This window comes from Petrotoga sp. 9PWA.NaAc.5.4 (assembly GCF_002895485.1).
Taxonomy (GTDB): domain Bacteria; phylum Thermotogota; class Thermotogae; order Petrotogales; family Petrotogaceae; genus AZRK01.
The window spans coordinates 82703-99984 of record NZ_AZRK01000012.1 but is presented as its reverse complement, the minus strand read 5'-3'; the positions used below and the strand labels follow the sequence as shown (position 1 = coordinate 99984).

11 protein-coding genes, 1 tRNA gene and 1 pseudogene are annotated in these 17282 nt (G+C 31.0%); 4 read left to right on the top strand and 9 right to left on the bottom strand.

Going from position 1 to position 17282, the window contains the following annotated elements:
* The first annotated feature begins 1 nt into the window (after nucleotide 1).
* Together X924_RS04785 and ppk1 are read left to right on the top strand one after the other, a co-directional pair.
* Entirely contained in the window at nucleotides 2–1525 is a 1524-nt protein-coding gene (locus tag X924_RS04785) for an HD domain-containing protein (RefSeq protein WP_121957805.1), read from the top strand.
* Between the two features lie 16 nt (nucleotides 1526–1541).
* On the top strand, nucleotides 1542–3680 hold the full coding sequence (gene ppk1 / locus X924_RS04780) for a polyphosphate kinase 1 (RefSeq protein ID WP_121957804.1): 2139 nt from the start codon (nucleotides 1542–1544) through the stop codon (nucleotides 3678–3680).
* A gap of 40 nt (nucleotides 3681–3720) precedes the next feature.
* On the opposite strand, the gene X924_RS04775 is transcribed toward ppk1, so the two are convergent.
* The 9 genes and pseudogenes from X924_RS04775 to X924_RS04735 all read right to left on the bottom strand — a co-directional run bounded on the left by X924_RS04775 (nucleotide 3721) and on the right by X924_RS04735 (nucleotide 13442).
* Nucleotides 3721–5751: an alpha-amylase family glycosyl hydrolase gene (locus tag X924_RS04775; RefSeq protein ID WP_121957803.1), complete on the bottom strand. Its 2031-nt coding sequence runs from the start codon at nucleotides 5749–5751 to the stop codon at nucleotides 3721–3723.
* A gap of 287 nt (nucleotides 5752–6038) precedes the next feature.
* Nucleotides 6039–6127 (bottom strand) — tRNA-Ser (locus X924_RS04770).
* Nucleotides 6128–6149: 22 nt separating this feature from the next.
* Nucleotides 6150–6418 (bottom strand): annotated as a pseudogene (locus tag X924_RS10475) (glycine betaine ABC transporter substrate-binding protein).
* A 529-nt stretch (nucleotides 6419–6947) separates the two neighbouring features.
* Complete coding sequence (locus X924_RS04760) at nucleotides 6948–7421, bottom strand: DUF192 domain-containing protein (RefSeq protein WP_233186580.1); 474 nt, start codon at nucleotides 7419–7421, stop codon at nucleotides 6948–6950.
* A gap of 57 nt (nucleotides 7422–7478) precedes the next feature.
* On the bottom strand, nucleotides 7479–7934 hold the full coding sequence (locus tag X924_RS04755) for a redoxin domain-containing protein (RefSeq protein ID WP_121957802.1): 456 nt from the start codon (nucleotides 7932–7934) through the stop codon (nucleotides 7479–7481).
* A gap of 11 nt (nucleotides 7935–7945) precedes the next feature.
* The gene (locus X924_RS04750) at nucleotides 7946–8824 is read right to left on the bottom strand and encodes a thiamine pyrophosphate-dependent enzyme (protein WP_121957801.1); all 879 of its coding nucleotides are present in this window, start codon (nucleotides 8822–8824) and stop codon (nucleotides 7946–7948) included.
* Nucleotides 8824–10545, bottom strand: coding sequence for a 2-oxoacid:acceptor oxidoreductase subunit alpha (locus X924_RS04745; protein WP_121957800.1), 1722 nt, complete (start codon nucleotides 10543–10545; stop codon nucleotides 8824–8826). Before X924_RS04745 ends, X924_RS04750 begins: the two co-directional genes overlap by 1 nt.
* Nucleotides 10546–11380: 835 nt before the next feature.
* Nucleotides 11381–12208 (bottom strand): type I phosphomannose isomerase catalytic subunit, encoded by an 828-nt coding sequence (locus X924_RS04740; RefSeq protein WP_121957799.1) that lies wholly within the window; start codon nucleotides 12206–12208, stop codon nucleotides 11381–11383.
* A gap of 586 nt (nucleotides 12209–12794) precedes the next feature.
* Nucleotides 12795–13442, bottom strand: a complete 648-nt coding sequence (locus X924_RS04735) for a hypothetical protein (RefSeq protein WP_121957798.1) — start codon at nucleotides 13440–13442, stop codon at nucleotides 12795–12797.
* A gap of 603 nt (nucleotides 13443–14045) precedes the next feature.
* Here X924_RS04735 and X924_RS04730 point away from each other — a divergent pair.
* Together X924_RS04730 and ftsH are read left to right on the top strand one after the other, a co-directional pair.
* Nucleotides 14046–14837: an energy-coupling factor transporter transmembrane protein EcfT gene (locus X924_RS04730; protein ID WP_121957797.1), complete on the top strand. Its 792-nt coding sequence runs from the start codon at nucleotides 14046–14048 to the stop codon at nucleotides 14835–14837.
* Nucleotides 14838–15167: 330 nt separating this feature from the next.
* Nucleotides 15168–17135 (top strand): ATP-dependent zinc metalloprotease FtsH, encoded by a 1968-nt coding sequence (gene ftsH / locus X924_RS04725; protein WP_121957796.1) that lies wholly within the window; start codon nucleotides 15168–15170, stop codon nucleotides 17133–17135.
* Nucleotides 17136–17282: the final 147 nt, after the last annotated feature.

Genomic DNA, 17282 nt, shown 5'->3' with positions numbered 1-17282 from the left:
AATGGTTGCAGGTTTAATAAATATTGGATCAGAAAATTTGTCTTTACTTATTGCACAGGATAATGGACAAGACATAGAAATAATAGAAAGCTTAGAATATCCTTTGTTATTGGGAAAGGACACTTTTTCTTTAGGGAGAATAACTTTCGAAAAGACAGAGGTTTTAGGCAAAAAACTTTTAGGTTTTAAAAGAATTGCTGAAGGATACGGAATCAATAAATTAACTATAGTTGGTACTACTGCTTTAAGAGAAGCAGAAAATTTGGATTTCATTTTGGATCAGATAGAAACAAAAACAGGATTGGTTATCGATGTTTTAGATGATTACGAAGAAAAGTCTCACATATACATGGAATTAATAAGAAACTTTGAAAAAAATAGAAGATATAGAAAAAATGATGTATTATTTGTTTATATTGGTACAGGTAGTATGGGTTTGGCTACTTATTCAAAGGGATTAATAGATAGTTCACAGAATATAAAGATTGGTTCCGTTAAAGTATCTGAAATGCTCAAAGACTTAGAAGAAAATGCACTTTATTACAGTAATTTGATAAGAGAATATTTGAGTACTTTTTATCAACCTATAAAAATATGGTTAAATAACAAGAAAATAAAAACTTTTGTTACATCCGGAAACGAAATTGAGTTCTTATCAAGCCTTTTAAATAAAGAAAAAGGAAAAGTTATGCTTATTTCTTATGAAGAGTTTCAAAAACTCTTTGATAAATTAAAATCAAAAAATGCAACTGAGTTATCGCAAGAACACAATATTTCTGAAAGTAAAGCAAACTCTGTACTCTCTGCTTTGGCTTTTTATAAGTTATTATTAGAAGTTTCAAATGCCGAAAATATTTTAGTTTTTTCTGAAGTAAGTTTGAGTAAAGCTTTGTTATACCAAAAACTTTTAAACAGAAGATATAGAAGATTCTTTAATTTATTACAAAAAAGTACAATTATCTCTTCAAGAAATATTGGGGAAAAATATTTTTATGAAGAAACACATAGTCAAACAGTCGAGACATATGCTTTGAAATTATTCGATGTTCTTAGACTTCTTCATAAGTTAGGAAAAAGAGAGAGATTACTTTTACAAGTTGCGGCGATTTTGCATGATATTGGGAAATATGTTAATATAAAAAAACATTATCTCCATTCTTATAATATAATAAAAGGTTCTGAAATAATAGGTCTTAGCAGTAAAGAATTGGATATTGTGGCAAGGATTTCTTACTTTCATAGTGCCCAAGATTTGGAAATAGACGATTTTTCAGAGCAGATTGAAGAACACCAGGATAAGATTCTCATTACTAAAATGTTAGCTATTTTAAGATTGGCGGATGCTTTAGATGTAGCTCACGAAAGGAAATTAGGGGATCTTGAAATTCAATTAAAAAATAATCAATTAATAATAATTACTCATACAAAAGAGGAAACTTTGTTAGAGGAATGGGCATTAAGAAGGAAAGATAACTTCTTTTTAGAAGTTTTTGGTATAATACCTGTTCTGAAAAAAATTATATAGAAAGGTAGAATATTTAATGGCTAAAAGTAATAATAAGAAAGAAAAAGATAAAAAGGTAGACTTAGATGATTATAGTTTATATACAAATAGAGAATTAAGCTGGTTAGACTTCAATTTTAGAGTTTTAGAAGAAGCTTATGACAAGGAGAATCCGCTATTAGAGAGATTTAAATTTCTTGCAATTACCTCTTCTAATCTTGAGGAATTTTTTATGATAAGGGTTGCAGGATTGGAAGAACAAGTCAGAGCTTCTTACAGCGGTTTAGATATTTCAGGATTAACTCCAACCCAACAGCTTATTTTAATATCTCAAAAAGTAAACAAAATGTTGGAAATGCAATACGTGTGTTTAATTGATGAGCTCTTGCCTTTGCTTAAAAAAGAAAATATTAGATTGCTTAAATCAGAAGAACTAGATGAAAAAGATACAGAATTTTTAGATAGTTATTTTAAAACAACAGTTTTTCCCGTTGTTACACCAATGGCTGTAGATCAGAGTAGACCTTTTCCTATTTTGCCAGGAAGTGGTGTTAACCTGGGAGTGGAGTTGCAAAATGAAAAAGGTGAAACATTGTTTGCCTTTATCCCTGTCCCCACAATTTTTCCAAGGTTTATAAAATTAAATTCGGAAAACGGCTTAAAATTATTTTTGATAGAAGATTTGATTAAAAAATATTCCGGCCTTTTTTTCAGTGGTTACAAAATTGTTGAAATGTCAGAATTTCGTATCACAAGAGATGGAGATTTTTCCATTGATGAAGATGATGCACGAGATTTATTAATTGAAATACAAAGTTCCCTAAAGGAAAGAAGAACAGGTTTCCCAGTTAAATTAGAAATTTCCAAGAATATGGGGAAAAATCTTAAAAATTTTTTATTAAATATTTTAAATGTACGAATGGAAAATGTTTATGAAATTTCAAGTTTTCTTGATCTTAGTTCTTTGATGGAAATTTCTAATTTAGAGGGTTATGAGCATCTTAAATATGAACATTATTCACCTCAACCCTCGATAGAATTTTATGGAAAAGAAGACATCTTTAAAATTATTTCTGAAAAAGATGTTCTTTTACATCATCCTTATGAAAGTTTTGAGCACGTTGTAGAATTTTTAAGACAAGCTTGTGAGGATCCTCAAGTTTTAGCAATTAAACAGACTCTGTATAGAGTAGGAAAAAAATCCCCTATAATTGACTATCTAATTAAAGCAGCTGAAAATGGTAAGCAAGTTACGGTTGTAGTTGAAGTAAAAGCGCGTTTTGATGAAGAAAATAATATTCAATGGGCAAAAGAATTAGAAAAAGCAGGATGTCACGTTGTATACGGATTGGTTGGATTGAAAGTACACGCAAAACTCTTGATGGTCGTGAGAAAAGAAGAAAGTGGTATAAAAAGATATATTCATATGAGTACGGGTAATTACAACTATATTACTACAAGGTTATATGAAGATATAGGTTTTTTTACTTGCAAAGAAAGCTATGCACAAGATGTTTCGGCATTGTTTAACGTCCTAACTGGATATTCTAGGCCTCCTACCTGGAAAAAGTTAAGTGTTGCTCCTACAACGTTAAAAGAAATGTTGATTAAACTAATAGAAAATGAAATAGAAATTTCGAAAAAAGGTGGAAAAGGTAAAATAATCATAAAAGCCAATTCTCTTCTTGATAAAAATGTCATTAAAGTTCTTTATAAGGCTTCCATGAATAAAGTAGATATAAAACTGATAATAAGAGGCATATGCTCTTTAAAAGTTGGTATTAAAGGAATAAGCGATAATATAAAGGTTAGAAGCATAGTTGGAAGATACTTGGAACATAGCAGAATATACTATTTTGAAAATAATGGGGATCCTAAATTATTTATTTCAAGTGCAGACTTGATGCCAAGGAATTTAGAAAGAAGAGTAGAAACTTTAATACCTATAGAACAAGAAAATTTAAAGCAAAACCTCATTGATATTTTACAACTTTATTTAAAAGACAATTTTAAAGCTCGAGAACTGCAACCAACCGGTGAGTACCTAAAAGTTTCTCCAAAAAAATCGAAGATAATTAGTGTTCAAGATGAACTCATGAAAGAAAGTAAAAAGAAATTTCAGAAGTTTTTAAAGAAGCAAGAAGTTGATCAATTCAATTTTCCAAAGTTAAAATAAAAGGGCGGTAACGCCCTTTTTATATTGTTTGTATATAATATTATTCTACAAAAAACACTCTTGCTTCACCAGGATTTATTGTTACCTTTAAATGTGCATCGTGTACTTCCCAAGAACTTTCGCCTCTTCTATAATTTTCCAATTTTGTATGGATTTTATGATAACCTTTCCACGTATAATAGCCTAAATCTATATCAAAATAATAAGGATTATTAAAATCTGTATTTAATGGAACTATAATTCCCTTTTCACCATTCCACCAAAACATTACAAAAGAGTTTGGAGAAAAATCAATAAAGTGATAATTATTTGAATCTTTTAAGATTTCTTTAACTTCTTCTTTTAAACTACCTAACAAGGTCAATAGTTTAACCATGTGATGATCAGTATCCCAATGTAAAACGTACCAATCAAAGAAAGCTAATTTTCCATAGAATTGGTCTGTTGATGGCAAATTTCTAAATTTTTCTTCAATTGGATTCTCTACATCTAATCCCGTGTTCATAGGTTGAGGTTCAAATATTTCATAGCCTGAATTTATAAAAGTGATTCCATTTGGAAGAAAAGTATTAACAACCGCACTCAGTTTCGAAAAAATTTCTTTTCCCTCTCTTGTAACTGCTCGTGGCGTGTCTGGCGTCTCAGCTGCGGCAAAGGTTGGTATAACTAATTTTGGTGCTATTTCAGATACGAACTTTTTAAATTCTCCTTCTTTTATTCGCGGCTCAGCCCACCAGGAATTTCCTAATATACCGTCATACCCGCTATTTTTTGCTTTTAAATGATTTTCCATATTTAGCTCTTCAGCAATTATAACAAACGAAGGATCGTATTCTTTAGCTCTTTTTATAATTTCGTGCTCAAGTTCTTTTGGTAAAGCATGTCCCATATCTAATCTTGCCCCATCAATACCAAAATTCTTTTGATAATAGGGCATAATATTTGCTATTAAATCCCATAACTCTTCATTTTTGACTTCCCCTGGAAATAAACTGGATTTTATTACATCAAATAAAACATACGGGGGCTGGTTTTTTTCATCAATATACTTTAAAGCTTCCATAGGGTGAGAAAGATATAGTCTTAAAAACGTTACATCTTCCCAAGCAGGTTGTGGATCGTTAATCCAATCTGAAAATCCTGGAACGGTTATAACTTTGAATTCCTTTGCGATTTTATCAAGGAAATCTGGATCATTTTTATTTTTAGCAACAAAATTTTCCCATTTTTGAGGGTCTTTTGTTTTTGGATCCCATGCGAATTTTTTAAGATGTTTTTTCACTTCTTCATCATTATATATTATTTCCAAATTTTTAGCACTTGGTTGCACAAAACCCAAATCTTTAACTTTTGGAGGAGCAAAATCGTTCATATCATCAATATTTATCCAATAAAACCAATCAGGGTGTTCGATTATTAAATTATTATCTCTTGCTGCCGTTCTTGGTACAAAGTCAAGCATTACTTTCATGCCAGCTCTATGAGCTCCCTCAACAAAAGCTGCAAATTCTTCTTCTGGGGTAAATTGATTTTCTAACAAAGTATCATGATAATCCTTTTCAACTTTAAAAAAATCTTTTACCGAATAAGGCGAACCTACTTCTCCTTTTTTAAATTTATTACTTGATTGTGTAATAGGAAGAAGATAAATACAATCGACATTGTATTGGGAAAAGTAAGGAATTAAAATCAACATTTTTAAGAAAGTACCTGATTCGGTGTATCCCTTATCATCTATGGGAACAAATAACGTACTTTGATCGTGTACATATGCCGATGTAGCTCTAACATGAGCTCCATAAACTATACTTGTTTTTATCCAATCAGATTTTTTTTCATTTGAAATAAAAGATAAAGGTTTAGTATAATCTTTTTGTTCTTCAGATTCATCTACCAATTTATCGATAATTTTTGAAATAAATTCATAAGGGTTAACAAAAAATTTTCTTCCTTCGAGTCTAACTTTACCTTTGTAATCAGCTGGCATCCATCTTTTTGGGATAGCGTAATCATCTTTAGCACTACTAATTTTACTTTTTAAAAAATCATGGATTTTGATCAAATTTGACAACTCCAATACCCCCTTTTTAAAAAAATTCTATCTTGTTATTAGTTAATTTTCCAATTGCGTAATCGATTTTAACCGATTTTTACATACAAAAATTCCCAATTTTGTTTTATTGGAGAAGCCCATATAAAGTATCTCTTTAGGTATTCGGCAGTTGTACCAAAAGATATGCCCTACCCTGCTTTCGCTGAACCCACCACACTTTAAGGGAGAATGGGACCATGTTCTGGGCCACTTTAAATTCAAAATATTATTCTCAAAGGATTTTTACGAAATTGTTCTTAAAAAAATGGCGGAGGCGGTGGGACTCGAACCCACACGGGGACAAACCCCACCGGTTTTCGAGACCGGCCCCTTAACCAATTCGGAACACGCCTCCACTCAATACACTTCAATATATTCTATTTAATTAAACCTAACCCTCTAAGATAATTCTTCGCAACTGTTTGGAGTTCAAGACCTTCATAATCAACTAAATAGTTCAACCTTATAATTATATCCTCATTTAAATACAAAGTCAATGGTTTTAATATGTCTCTTATTTGCGAATTATTATCTAAAACCTCTTTTCTAACTAACACGGATGGATTGTAATGTGGAAAAAAGCTTTATCATCTTCTAAAATCTTCAAATCAAAACGCAATATTTGGGCATCGGTTGAGTAAATCATGGCTACATTATGTATTATTAAAATTGATCATTTCTAACCATATAATACTGTATTTTTCAACGTCTTCATGAGCCGCTAATTCAAATAACTTCTGGGGATCATAAATGTTTGAGGAAACGAAGATAAATTAACCTTTTCTTCCACTTTAATTTCGTTTTTTTGTAAAAGTAAAGAAACTATGCTTGAAAAATATATCCTTAAGTAAACGCTTTAGCACCCACAAAGACCTTGCTAGCTGCGTAAATAAAATTAATTTCAAACAAAATAATAAGAACAGATATTAAGATTTTTCTCATTTTAAAAATACTCCCTTTTATATTCGCTTTAGGAACTCAAGAACTTAAGTTTTATCAGTGTTTTGATGTTAAATTTTTTATAAAATACCTCCAAAATTCTAATTTTGACTAATTAGATAATTCTTTAACTTATTTGATATTTATACAGAAATAAGGGGAGATTGTTCTATTCTGAACTCGTTATAAATTCAAAAGTTCATTTTCAAAAAATCCTCATTTCTAAAGTTTATAATTTATTCACTTTTCATCCATGTGATTTTTGCTCCTTTTGTAAAACCATGTTTTTCAAAAAATCCAGATTTTACTTCTAAGGCATATTTAAAAGGTTTATAAATCATATAAATTGGACATGGATCATTTATGCAAGGTTCCATAGTTAAAATATCGATAATTCTTTCTTCAGAATCTATAAAAGCTATATCAAGAGGAATATAAGTATTTTTCATCCAAAAAGATCTAATACCAGGTGTAGGAAAGATAAAAAGCATTCCATAATCTTGAGGAATATCTTCTCTATACATTAAACCTAAACTTCTTAGTTCTTCTGTATCGGCAATTTCAATAGGAATAGTAATATATTTATCATCTTGATAAAGAGTAAGTTCGCCTTTTGGAAAAACGACTGGATTGATTATTTGGCTTATAATTATTTGTGAAAAAAGAATAATAGTAAAAAAGACAAAAATATGTTCTTTCAGATCTATCACTCCTTAAAGAGAAGAATAGGCTTCAACTGATTTGTTGAAGCCTATTTAATATTGTTCTTACTTTTTTAAAAAATTAAATATTTCGTTTAAATCAGGCTGATCTCTTAATTCATAAACTTTAATAAACTCGATTTTACCATTTTCATCTACTAAAATGTTTGCTCTTTTTGAAAAGCCATTTTTTTCATCGAATATATCGTATTTTTTTGCAACTTCACCATGTGGCCAGAAATCTGATACTAATTTCAGTTTTTTTAGTTTTAAATTGTCAGCCCATGCTTTCTTTGACGGGACGGGGTCCACACTGAAGCCAAGAGGTACTACATTGTACTTTTCAAATTCATCGTATTTTACGTCTAAGTTTTTCATTTGTGTTTCACAAACACCTGTCCATGCCAATGGGTGAAAAGAAAGTAATACTTTTTTCCCGTTAAAGTCAGATAAAGAAACCTCATTGCCATCTTGATCTTTTACTTTAAAATTAGGAGCCATATCTCCTACCTTTAATGCCATGTTATCACCTCTTATCTCATTGAATTTATAAAACTTTCCAATTTGTTTAAATCTATGCTTCGTTTATAAAGTGGTTCTTTATTTTCTTTATAAATATAAAGTTGTTCTTCAAAAGTTGGTTTACCTTGTTCTTCATAAATTACTCCTAAAGCGAGCTTATCTTCTTGAAAAGCTATTTCAAGTGCTTTCAACTTGTTAGAAGGATCATAATCTTCGTTCAACTTGTATGTATGTTCTTTAAACCATTCGTAGGTATTGATTCTATTAAAGGTCACACAAGGTTGAAACAAATCAACCAAAGCGTACCCTTTGTGTCTTATAGCTTTTTTTATAATTTCTTTTGTACCCTGAATATCTCCTACAAAAGTTCTTGCTACAAATGTAGCTCCATTGGCAATTGCTACAGCAATGGGATTAAAAGGATTTAATATAACTCCATTTACTTGAACAGGCGTAACCATACCCTTTTGTGAAGTTGGAGAAGCTTGTCCTTTAGTTAAACCGTAAACTCTATTGTCATGTACTATGTTGGTTATATCTACATTTCTTCTAATATTATGTATGAAATGATTGCCTCCTTCTCCATACATATCTCCATCGCCACTTTCGGCTATCACATATAATTCGGGATTTGCTATTTTTATTGCTACTGCTGCAGGAAGAGCCCTTCCGTGTAATCCATTGAAAGTATTATTTTTAAAATAATGAGGGATTTTAGCTGCTTGACCTATTCCTGAAACCAAAACTAAATTTTGAGGAGTAATTTCTTCCATTTCTTCTAAAGCCTTTTTTAGAGTATTAAGGATTCCAAAATTTCCACAACCAGGGCACCATGCTATATCTAATTCTTTTTCATTTTCAAGATTAAAAAGATTTTTTCTTTCTGTCATTATAATTCCCCCTCAATAACTTCATTTATTTTTGATGTTAGTTCTTCGACTGAGAATGGCATACCGTTGTATTTTAGAATTTTATGGTCAACATTTACACCGATTTCTGCTCTTAGTAACTTAGCAAACTGACCTGTAGCATTATTTTCAATATCTATTATTTTTTTAGTTTTTTTAAAATAATTTAGAGATTCTTTAGGAATAGGAAAAACTTGCGAAAAATGCAACATAGCGACATCATTTATCCCTATTTTTTCTAAGGCTTCTCTTACAACATTATAATTCGAACCCCAACATACCACCAAATAATTATAACTATCGTTTCCAACTAATTCAGGTTGTACAAAATCGTCTTTCATTCCATCAAATTTTTTTAATCTTTTTTCGACCATTTGAACTCTTATTTCTAAATTCTCAGTTATATGTCCAAACTCATCGTGTTCGTCACTATCAACTACAACAATTCCTTTTCCAAAGTTAGGAATGCCTCGAGGAGAAACGCCATTAACAGCTTTAGAGAGATCGTATCTTTTATAATTCTCATCTGTTTCAACTATGTAGTTTTGATTTTGGATTTTCGAGAGATCCATCTTTTTTACATTGTAATAAGAATCAACAAAATATTGGTCTGTCAGAATGAAAACAGGTATTTGATATTTATCAGCCAAATTAAATGCCTTTTGAGCTATAGAAAATGCTTGTTCTAAGTTTCCAGGAGCAAAAACCAACCTGGGAAATTCTCCATGTCCAGCGTTTATAACTAAATTTAGTCCTTCTTGAGCGGTTCTTGTGGGAAGCCCTGTAGCTGGTGCAGGCCTTTGAGCAACGTGAATGACAACAGGGGATTCAATCATAGCAGCTAAAGATACGCCTTCTTCCATTAAAGCAAATCCTCCGTCAGAAGTAGTAACCATCGATCTTGATCCGGCATACCATGCTCCTATTGCCATATTAATCGCAGCAATTTCATCTTCTGCTTGCTCAACTAATATATCAAATTTTTTTGAAAAGTTAGCCATATCTATTAAAACTCCTGATCCTGGAGTCATAGGGTAGGCAAAAATAGAATTACAACCACCTGCCAATGATCCAAGAGCAACTGCATCAGTTCCACTTATTAGTAAATCATCTTTTAAATCTTGATTACTTTTTATGTCTACTCTTACTTCACCTTTATCATATAGTTCTTTACCTATTTTATATCCTCTTGAAGCTGCTTTTATATTACCTTCGACGATTTCACTGCCTTTCCTTTCAAATATTTCTTTTAAATAATCTTCTATAGTTTTTGTACTTATTCCAAAAAGTCCTAAAACAACTCCAACCGCAACAATATTTGCATATATAAGATTTCCTAATTCATTAGCAAGAGAAATAATAGGAACATTGAGAAGATTTTTGTGTTGAAGTTTAAGAGAATCATTATCGGCAATAATCAGCGTTTCTTCTGAAATTCTTTTCTCAAGATGATCGACTGACTTTTTAGTTAGTGGAATGAGTATATCTATTCTATCAACGTAACTTCTGACTGGGTTAGAACTCACCCTTATTTCTGTAGAGTTGCTTCCACCTCTAATTCTTGACATATATTCTTTAGTAGCAAAAACGTAGTATCCTTCTCTTTTAAGAATATATGTTAATAACTCCTCAATAGTTTGAATACCTTGACCTGCTTCACCAGATAAAACTATAGAAACTTCATTTTTGATGATATTACTCATCACACTACCTCCTATTTTTTTGTCTTTTATTTACTTTAGAAATTCCAAAACCTAAGTTTTGCCAATATTTTAGTTTTAAATTTTTTCAAAAATACCTTCATAGCTCTAATCTTCACTAATTCTTAATTCTTTTAACTTTTTCGGTACTTGTAGCGAAGAAGGGGAGAGGGCTCCGCCCTGAACCCACTTTAAATTCAAAAACTCAGTTTCAGAAATGTTCCTTTTCTAAAGTTTCCATTTAATTCTTTCAACTTTTCGGTACTTTTAACGAAAAAGGGGAGAGGGCTCCGCCCTGGACCCATTTTAAATTCAAAAACTCAGTTTCAGAAATACTCCTTTTCTAAAGTTCCCGTTTAATTCTTTTACCTTTTTCGGTACTTGTAACGAAGGAGGGTGGGGGCTCCGCCTTGGACCCACTTTAAATTCAAAAACTCAGTTTCAGAAATGTTCCTTTTCTAAAGTTTCCATTTAATTCTTTCAACTTTTCGGTACTTTTAACGAAAAAGGGGAGAGGGCTTCGCCCTGGACCCATTTTAAATTCAAAAACTCAGTTTCAGAAATACTCCTTTTCTAAAGTTCCCGTTTAATTCTTTTACCTTTTTCGGTACTTGTAGCCAAAGAGGTGGAGGGCTTCGCCCTGGACCCACTTTAAATTCAAAAGGTAATAGAAATTCCCATCACCACAGGGATGACTACGACGCTCTTTGTCACAGCCAGGGGAGTTTAACTACCATAAACTCTCAAAATCTTCTAATAGAAGTTTAATTAAATTATACCAGACAAAATCAGTCTAAAATAAAAAATAATGTAAATTTTTCAGAAGTTTTTATAAAAATTAATTATTTTTATTTATCATGGGTTTCCAACCTTTTTCATTGAGCCTAAATTCTATAAACTCACCTTCAAAATAGTATTCTACGTCTTGGGCAAGAACGATTGTTTCATAGTTTTTAAGATTGACAAATAAACCCAATCCTTTTTTCAATTCATTAGAAAATTTTTGGAAACTAAAATAAACGGTATGCATTCCATTAATTTTCCTCGAAAGGCAATAAGTGGCTTTAACATTTTCTAAAACTTCCCTTGACTTTTCTACATGAATCTCTCTTGGGCGTCCCCAATCATACAATCTGTAAGTTAAATCAGAACTTTGTTGAATTTCTAATAAAAAGCTATTTGGACCTAAAGTATGAACGGTTCCAGCTGGTATAAAGATTGAGTCAAATTTATCCATGTGGTAAGTTTCTAAAACATTATCCCATGTGTTATCTTTCATAGCTTTTAGAATTTCTTCGTTATTGTTAGAGACCTTTATTTGACCTCCGTCTTTCAAAAAAAACCATGCTTCCGATTTTCCCCAAGGTTGGTCTTCTATTTTTTTTGCCATTTCGTTATCAGGATGAAGTTGTATAGAAAGCCAAGAAGAAGTCCCTATTAATTTTAAAAGCAGCGGAAAATCTCTAAAAATTTGACTTACTTTTCCATATTCTCTTTTACTTTCCTTACCAAATAATATCGTTTCAGAATTTTTTAAACTTGAAAATAGCCAAACTTCTCCTATTGGATCTTTTGAATCAATATTAAACAGGTTATTAATGTCTCTATTACCCCAAATTTTTTCGGAAAATATTGGCTGACTAATGAGCGGTTCTTTAATTTTCATATATACCTCCTGTCTTGGAAATTCTAAAATCTTTTCTTTATTATATATGTTTTAGAATTGATTTTTCAAAAACATGTCTTCAATTCTAATACTTATTAATTCTTAATTTCTTTAACTTTTTCGCTACGTGAAGCCAAAGAGGAGAGGGCTCCGCCCTGGACCCGTTTTAAATTCAAAAGATTATTTTTAAAAAGTTTTCCATTTTAAAGTCTTTATCTATTTTGGCAAATTATTTATTTTTTGAGTTACTCGGTACTTGTACCGAGAGGGGAGAGGGCTCCGCCCTGAACCCATTTTAAATACAAAAGATTATTTTTAAAAAGTTCTCCATTTTAAAGTCTTTATCTATTTTGGCAAATTTTTTATTTTTTGAGTTACTCGGTACTTGTACCGAGAGGGGAGAGGGGCTCCGCCCTGAACCCATTTTAAATTCAAAAGATTATTTTTAAAAAGTTTTCCATTTTAAAGTCTTTATCTATTTTGGCAAATTATTTATTTTTTGAGTTACTCGGTACTTGTAGTCAGAAGAGTGAAGGGCTTCGCCCTGGACCCGTTTTAAATACAAAAGATTATTTTTAAAAAATTCTCATTTAGAAAGTTCCTTTTGAGCCTCCTTATATTCTTCAAATTTAACTTTCAACCAACTTTTTGTATAATTTACTTTATCCTGATAAGCCTTCGAAATTCCATTGTAAAGACTATAAGCTTCTGTTTCCCCATATCTAATTTTTAAATCATAAAGATAAAGAGTTGCGGTAATAAGTTGAACGTCTGGTCTAACCTTTACATTATCCCAGTACCACGCATGAGTGAAATTTAGTTTTTCATAAATTTCAGGGTATTTATTTTTCATATACCAATAGGTTGGAGCTTGTATTTGGAAGTATCCTAAACTTTCTCCCTTATCTCCTTTAACGTTTTTAAAATTTGTTTCTACAATACCAATTGCCAATAATTCTATAGGCAAAACTAATTCTGTAATATATGTATATTCTTCGTATAGCATCATAAAAGCGTCTGTAAAATCACGTATCACTTCTTCTTCAAATTGATAGTATTCCTTCAAATAACTCTCAAAAAAAGAAACTTGGGTAAGATATTCATTGTATTTTTCTCTACCAGGTTGTAAAATAATTAAAAGAGATAAAAAAACTAAAAGAACTAAAATTGCTACAATGATGGTAAAAACAAACTTCTTATAACTTTTACGCGCCTTTATAACTCGAACAGTCAATTTAATTAACCACCCTGTTAAATTTTTAAATTGATTACTATAAAAAACTTTTAGAAACTTTTACGAATCTTCTACTTCCTAAATTATACCATTTTTTAATTTTCAACAAAAATTCAGCTATTTTATATTTAATATAATTTTAAATAAAAAGAGTAGAAATACTTAATAATATTTTTTAAAATTTTTCTTTTATAAACTTTTAAACAATACAAAAGACTCATAATTATGTTACAATATAAGGGTATAAGTTATTAGGGACTTTAGAAATAATAATTTTCAGAAAATAATCTTTTGAATTTAAAACGGGTTCAGGGCGAAGCCCTCTCCCCTCTCGCTACACGTAGCGAAGAAGTTAAAAGGATTAAATTGAAACTTTAGAAAAGGAGTATTTCTGAAACTGAGTTTTTGAATTTAAAACGGGTCCAGGGCGAAGCCCTCTCCCCTCTCGCTACACGTAGCGAAGAAGTTAAAGAAATTAAGAATCAGTGAAGATTAGAATTGAGGATGTATTTTTGAAAAAATTTAAAACCAAAATATGGTAAAAACTTAAGTTTTGGAATTTCTAAAGTGGATATATAAATTATAAGTATGAGGAGTACATAAATGCTTTTAGATAACGTTGCTTTAGGAAGATACGTGGAAAGAAATTCATTTATGCATTCTTTGGATCCACGAGTGAAACTTTTAGGCCTTTTTGTATTAGCTGGTTTTGCTTTTTCCATAAATAGTTTTTACGATGTACTTCTAATGTCTATATATACATTAGTTCTAATGTTATTATCAAAATTAAGTTTGAGATATTATATGAAATCTTTAAGATCTATATGGTTTATTGTGATTTTTGCCTTTGTAGTCCAGCTCTTTACTGTTGGGGGTAATACACTTTTACAATTTGGATTCATAAGAATAAGCGATAAGGGCCTTTTCAATGCCGCAATTATTACTTTTAGGATAGTTTTTGCGGTTTTATTGTCTTCCGTGTTAACGCTAACTACATCTCCAACTTCTCTTGCACATGCTCTTGAAGATGTTTTAGGATGGTTTTTTGTGCCCAAAAGATTCTCACATGAGATTGCAATGGTTATGACGATAGCTATAAGATTTATTCCTGTTATTGCAAGTGAAGCTGATAGAATAATGAGAGCTCAACTAAGTAGAGGTGCCAATTTTGATGATAGAAAATTTTCAGGAAGAATTAAAGGAGCAATCTCTATAATCATCCCTTTGTTAGTCTCTGCTCTAAGAAGAGCAGAAGATTTAAGTATTGCTATGGAGGCCAGAGGTTATAATGGATGGGAAGGAAGAACAAGATTTAAACAATTTAAATGGGAAACTCGGGATACCTTTTTTCTAATCTCATTTTCAGCTTTGAGTTTTACAATCATTTTCATATAAGATATTTTTTTGATAAATTAGATAGTGAATATGCTTTTTATAATAAAACAAAATCGAAAATTTGTAGGTATAAAATAATTAAACTCGCTACAAAATTGGAAAATTAACTAATTATGCAATAAAATAATCTTTTAGATTTAAAGCTGGGTTCAGGATGAAGCCCTTCTCCCTATCCTTCAGTATGTGTGGCGATGAACTTAAAGAAATGGAGAATGGCTCAAAATTAGAATTGTGGAGGTATTTTTGAAATAATTAAACATAAAAATATTTATAAATTTGAGTTTTATAATTTCTAAAGTGAGTAAATAAAAGTTTAGTAGGAGGTAAACTATGGCAGAAAATAATGAAGACAAAAAAAATGATAAGAAAAAAGATCCAGAAAATAACGAGAAAGAAGTTAAAAAAACGAAAATTTCTAATATTATTTGGATATACATATTATTTATCGGAGTTTTTATAGTAGCGTTAGTTCTTTTGAATCGTGAAAATGTTCCGGTAATACCTTATTCTCAATTAATTACTATGATAAATAAAAATCAAGTGGAATCTTTAGAGATCAACCAAAATGGAACGATAAATATTGTAACTAATAACGGAGAATCATATCAAACATTTTCTCCAAGTTTGTTGTTGGATAAACAATACGTTAACAATTTGGTAGATCAAGGAATAAAAATAAGCTACAAAGAAAATGTAGGAACAAAATGGTGGTTTAATATTCTTATCAATCTTATACCAATAGTTTTAATTGCGCTGTTTTTTTATTGGCTTTATCGTTCAGCAGCATCTGGAGCCCAAGGCAGTATGAACTTTGGAAAAAATATTTCAAAAAAGTTCGAACCAATTGGGAAAAAAGTTACTTTTAAAGATGTGGCAGGAATAGATGAGGTTATTGAAGAAGTACAAGACATTGTAAAGTTTTTAAAGAATCCGGCTGAATTTCAAGAATTGGGAGTCAGAATGCCAAAAGGTATTTTATTCGTGGGTCCTCCGGGAACGGGAAAAACTTTAACAGCCAGAGCTATAGCTGGAGAAGCCGACGTACCTTTTTATTATTCCAGCGGATCAGATTTTGTTGAGCTTTTTGTAGGAGTAGGGGCCTCCAGAGTTAGAGACCTTTTCAAGACAGCTAAAGAAAATGCACCATCTATAATATTTATTGATGAGTTAGATGCGGTAGGTAGACAGCGTGGAGCTGGATTGGGTGGCGGCAACGATGAAAGGGAACAAACATTAAATGCACTTTTGGTAGAACTCGATGGTTTTGATGTTTCAACAGGAGTAATAGTTATGGCGGCAACTAACAGACCTGATGTTCTTGATAAAGCTTTATTGAGACCAGGGCGTTTTGATAAGAAAATTTTGGTTGGGCCACCTGATGTAAATGGTAGAAAAGAAATATTGAAAATCCATACTCAAAATAAGAAAATTGCTTCTGACGTGGATTTGGAAATTTTAGCTAAAAGAACTCCGGGTTTTGTTGGAGCTGATTTAGAGAGCTTAGTTAATGAAGCTGCTTTGATTGCTACACGAAAGAAAAAAGTTCAGATTGAAATGAGTGATTTCGAAGAAGCTATAGAAAGAGTTATTTCTGGACCGTCCAAAAAGTATAGAATAATGTCTGATAGAGAGAGAAAAATTTTGTCATATCATGAAATGGGGCATGCAATATTGGCATATTCCTTACCTAATAGTGACCCAATTTATAAAATCACAATAATTCCAAGAGGTGCGGGATCGTTAGGTCACACTTTACAGATACCGGAGAAAGATAGATATTTAATAAAAAAGTCTGAAATATTAAATAGAATAACCATAGCATTAGGAGGAAGAGCAGCTGAAAAGATAATATTTGGATTTTCAACAAGTGGAGCAAAAGATGATTTGAAGAAGTCCACAGATTACGCAAAAGATATGATTTATCGTTTAGGAATGTCTAAAAAATTAGGGCCTGTTTATTGGGAAGGCGAAGAGGAAGAAGTATTCTTAGGTAGTGAATTAACAAAGCAAAAGAACTATTCTGAAGAAACCGCTAAAGAGTTAGATTTAGAAGTAAAAAAGATAATAAATACCATGTATGAACGAGCAATTGATATTCTTAAAAAGAATAGAGAAAGATTAGATTTAATGGCTGCTTACGTTTTTAAAAAGGAAACGATTTATGGAGAAGAATTTAAAAAAATGATGGAAAAAGACATTGATGAATTAAGAGAACTTGTTGGTGGAGAAAAAGAAATAAAAGAATTTTTAAAAATAAATGTGATAAATAATAATGGAATGCAACTTCAAAATGTTTAATAGAGATTTTATAAATAAAGCGGTTTTAAAAATAAGCTGTTGAATTTATAACGGGAAGGGAACCTTTCTCCCTTTTCCCATTAAAAGTACCCAATATGTTAAGATAATAGATAATAGCGACTATTAGAACTATGCAGATATTTTTGA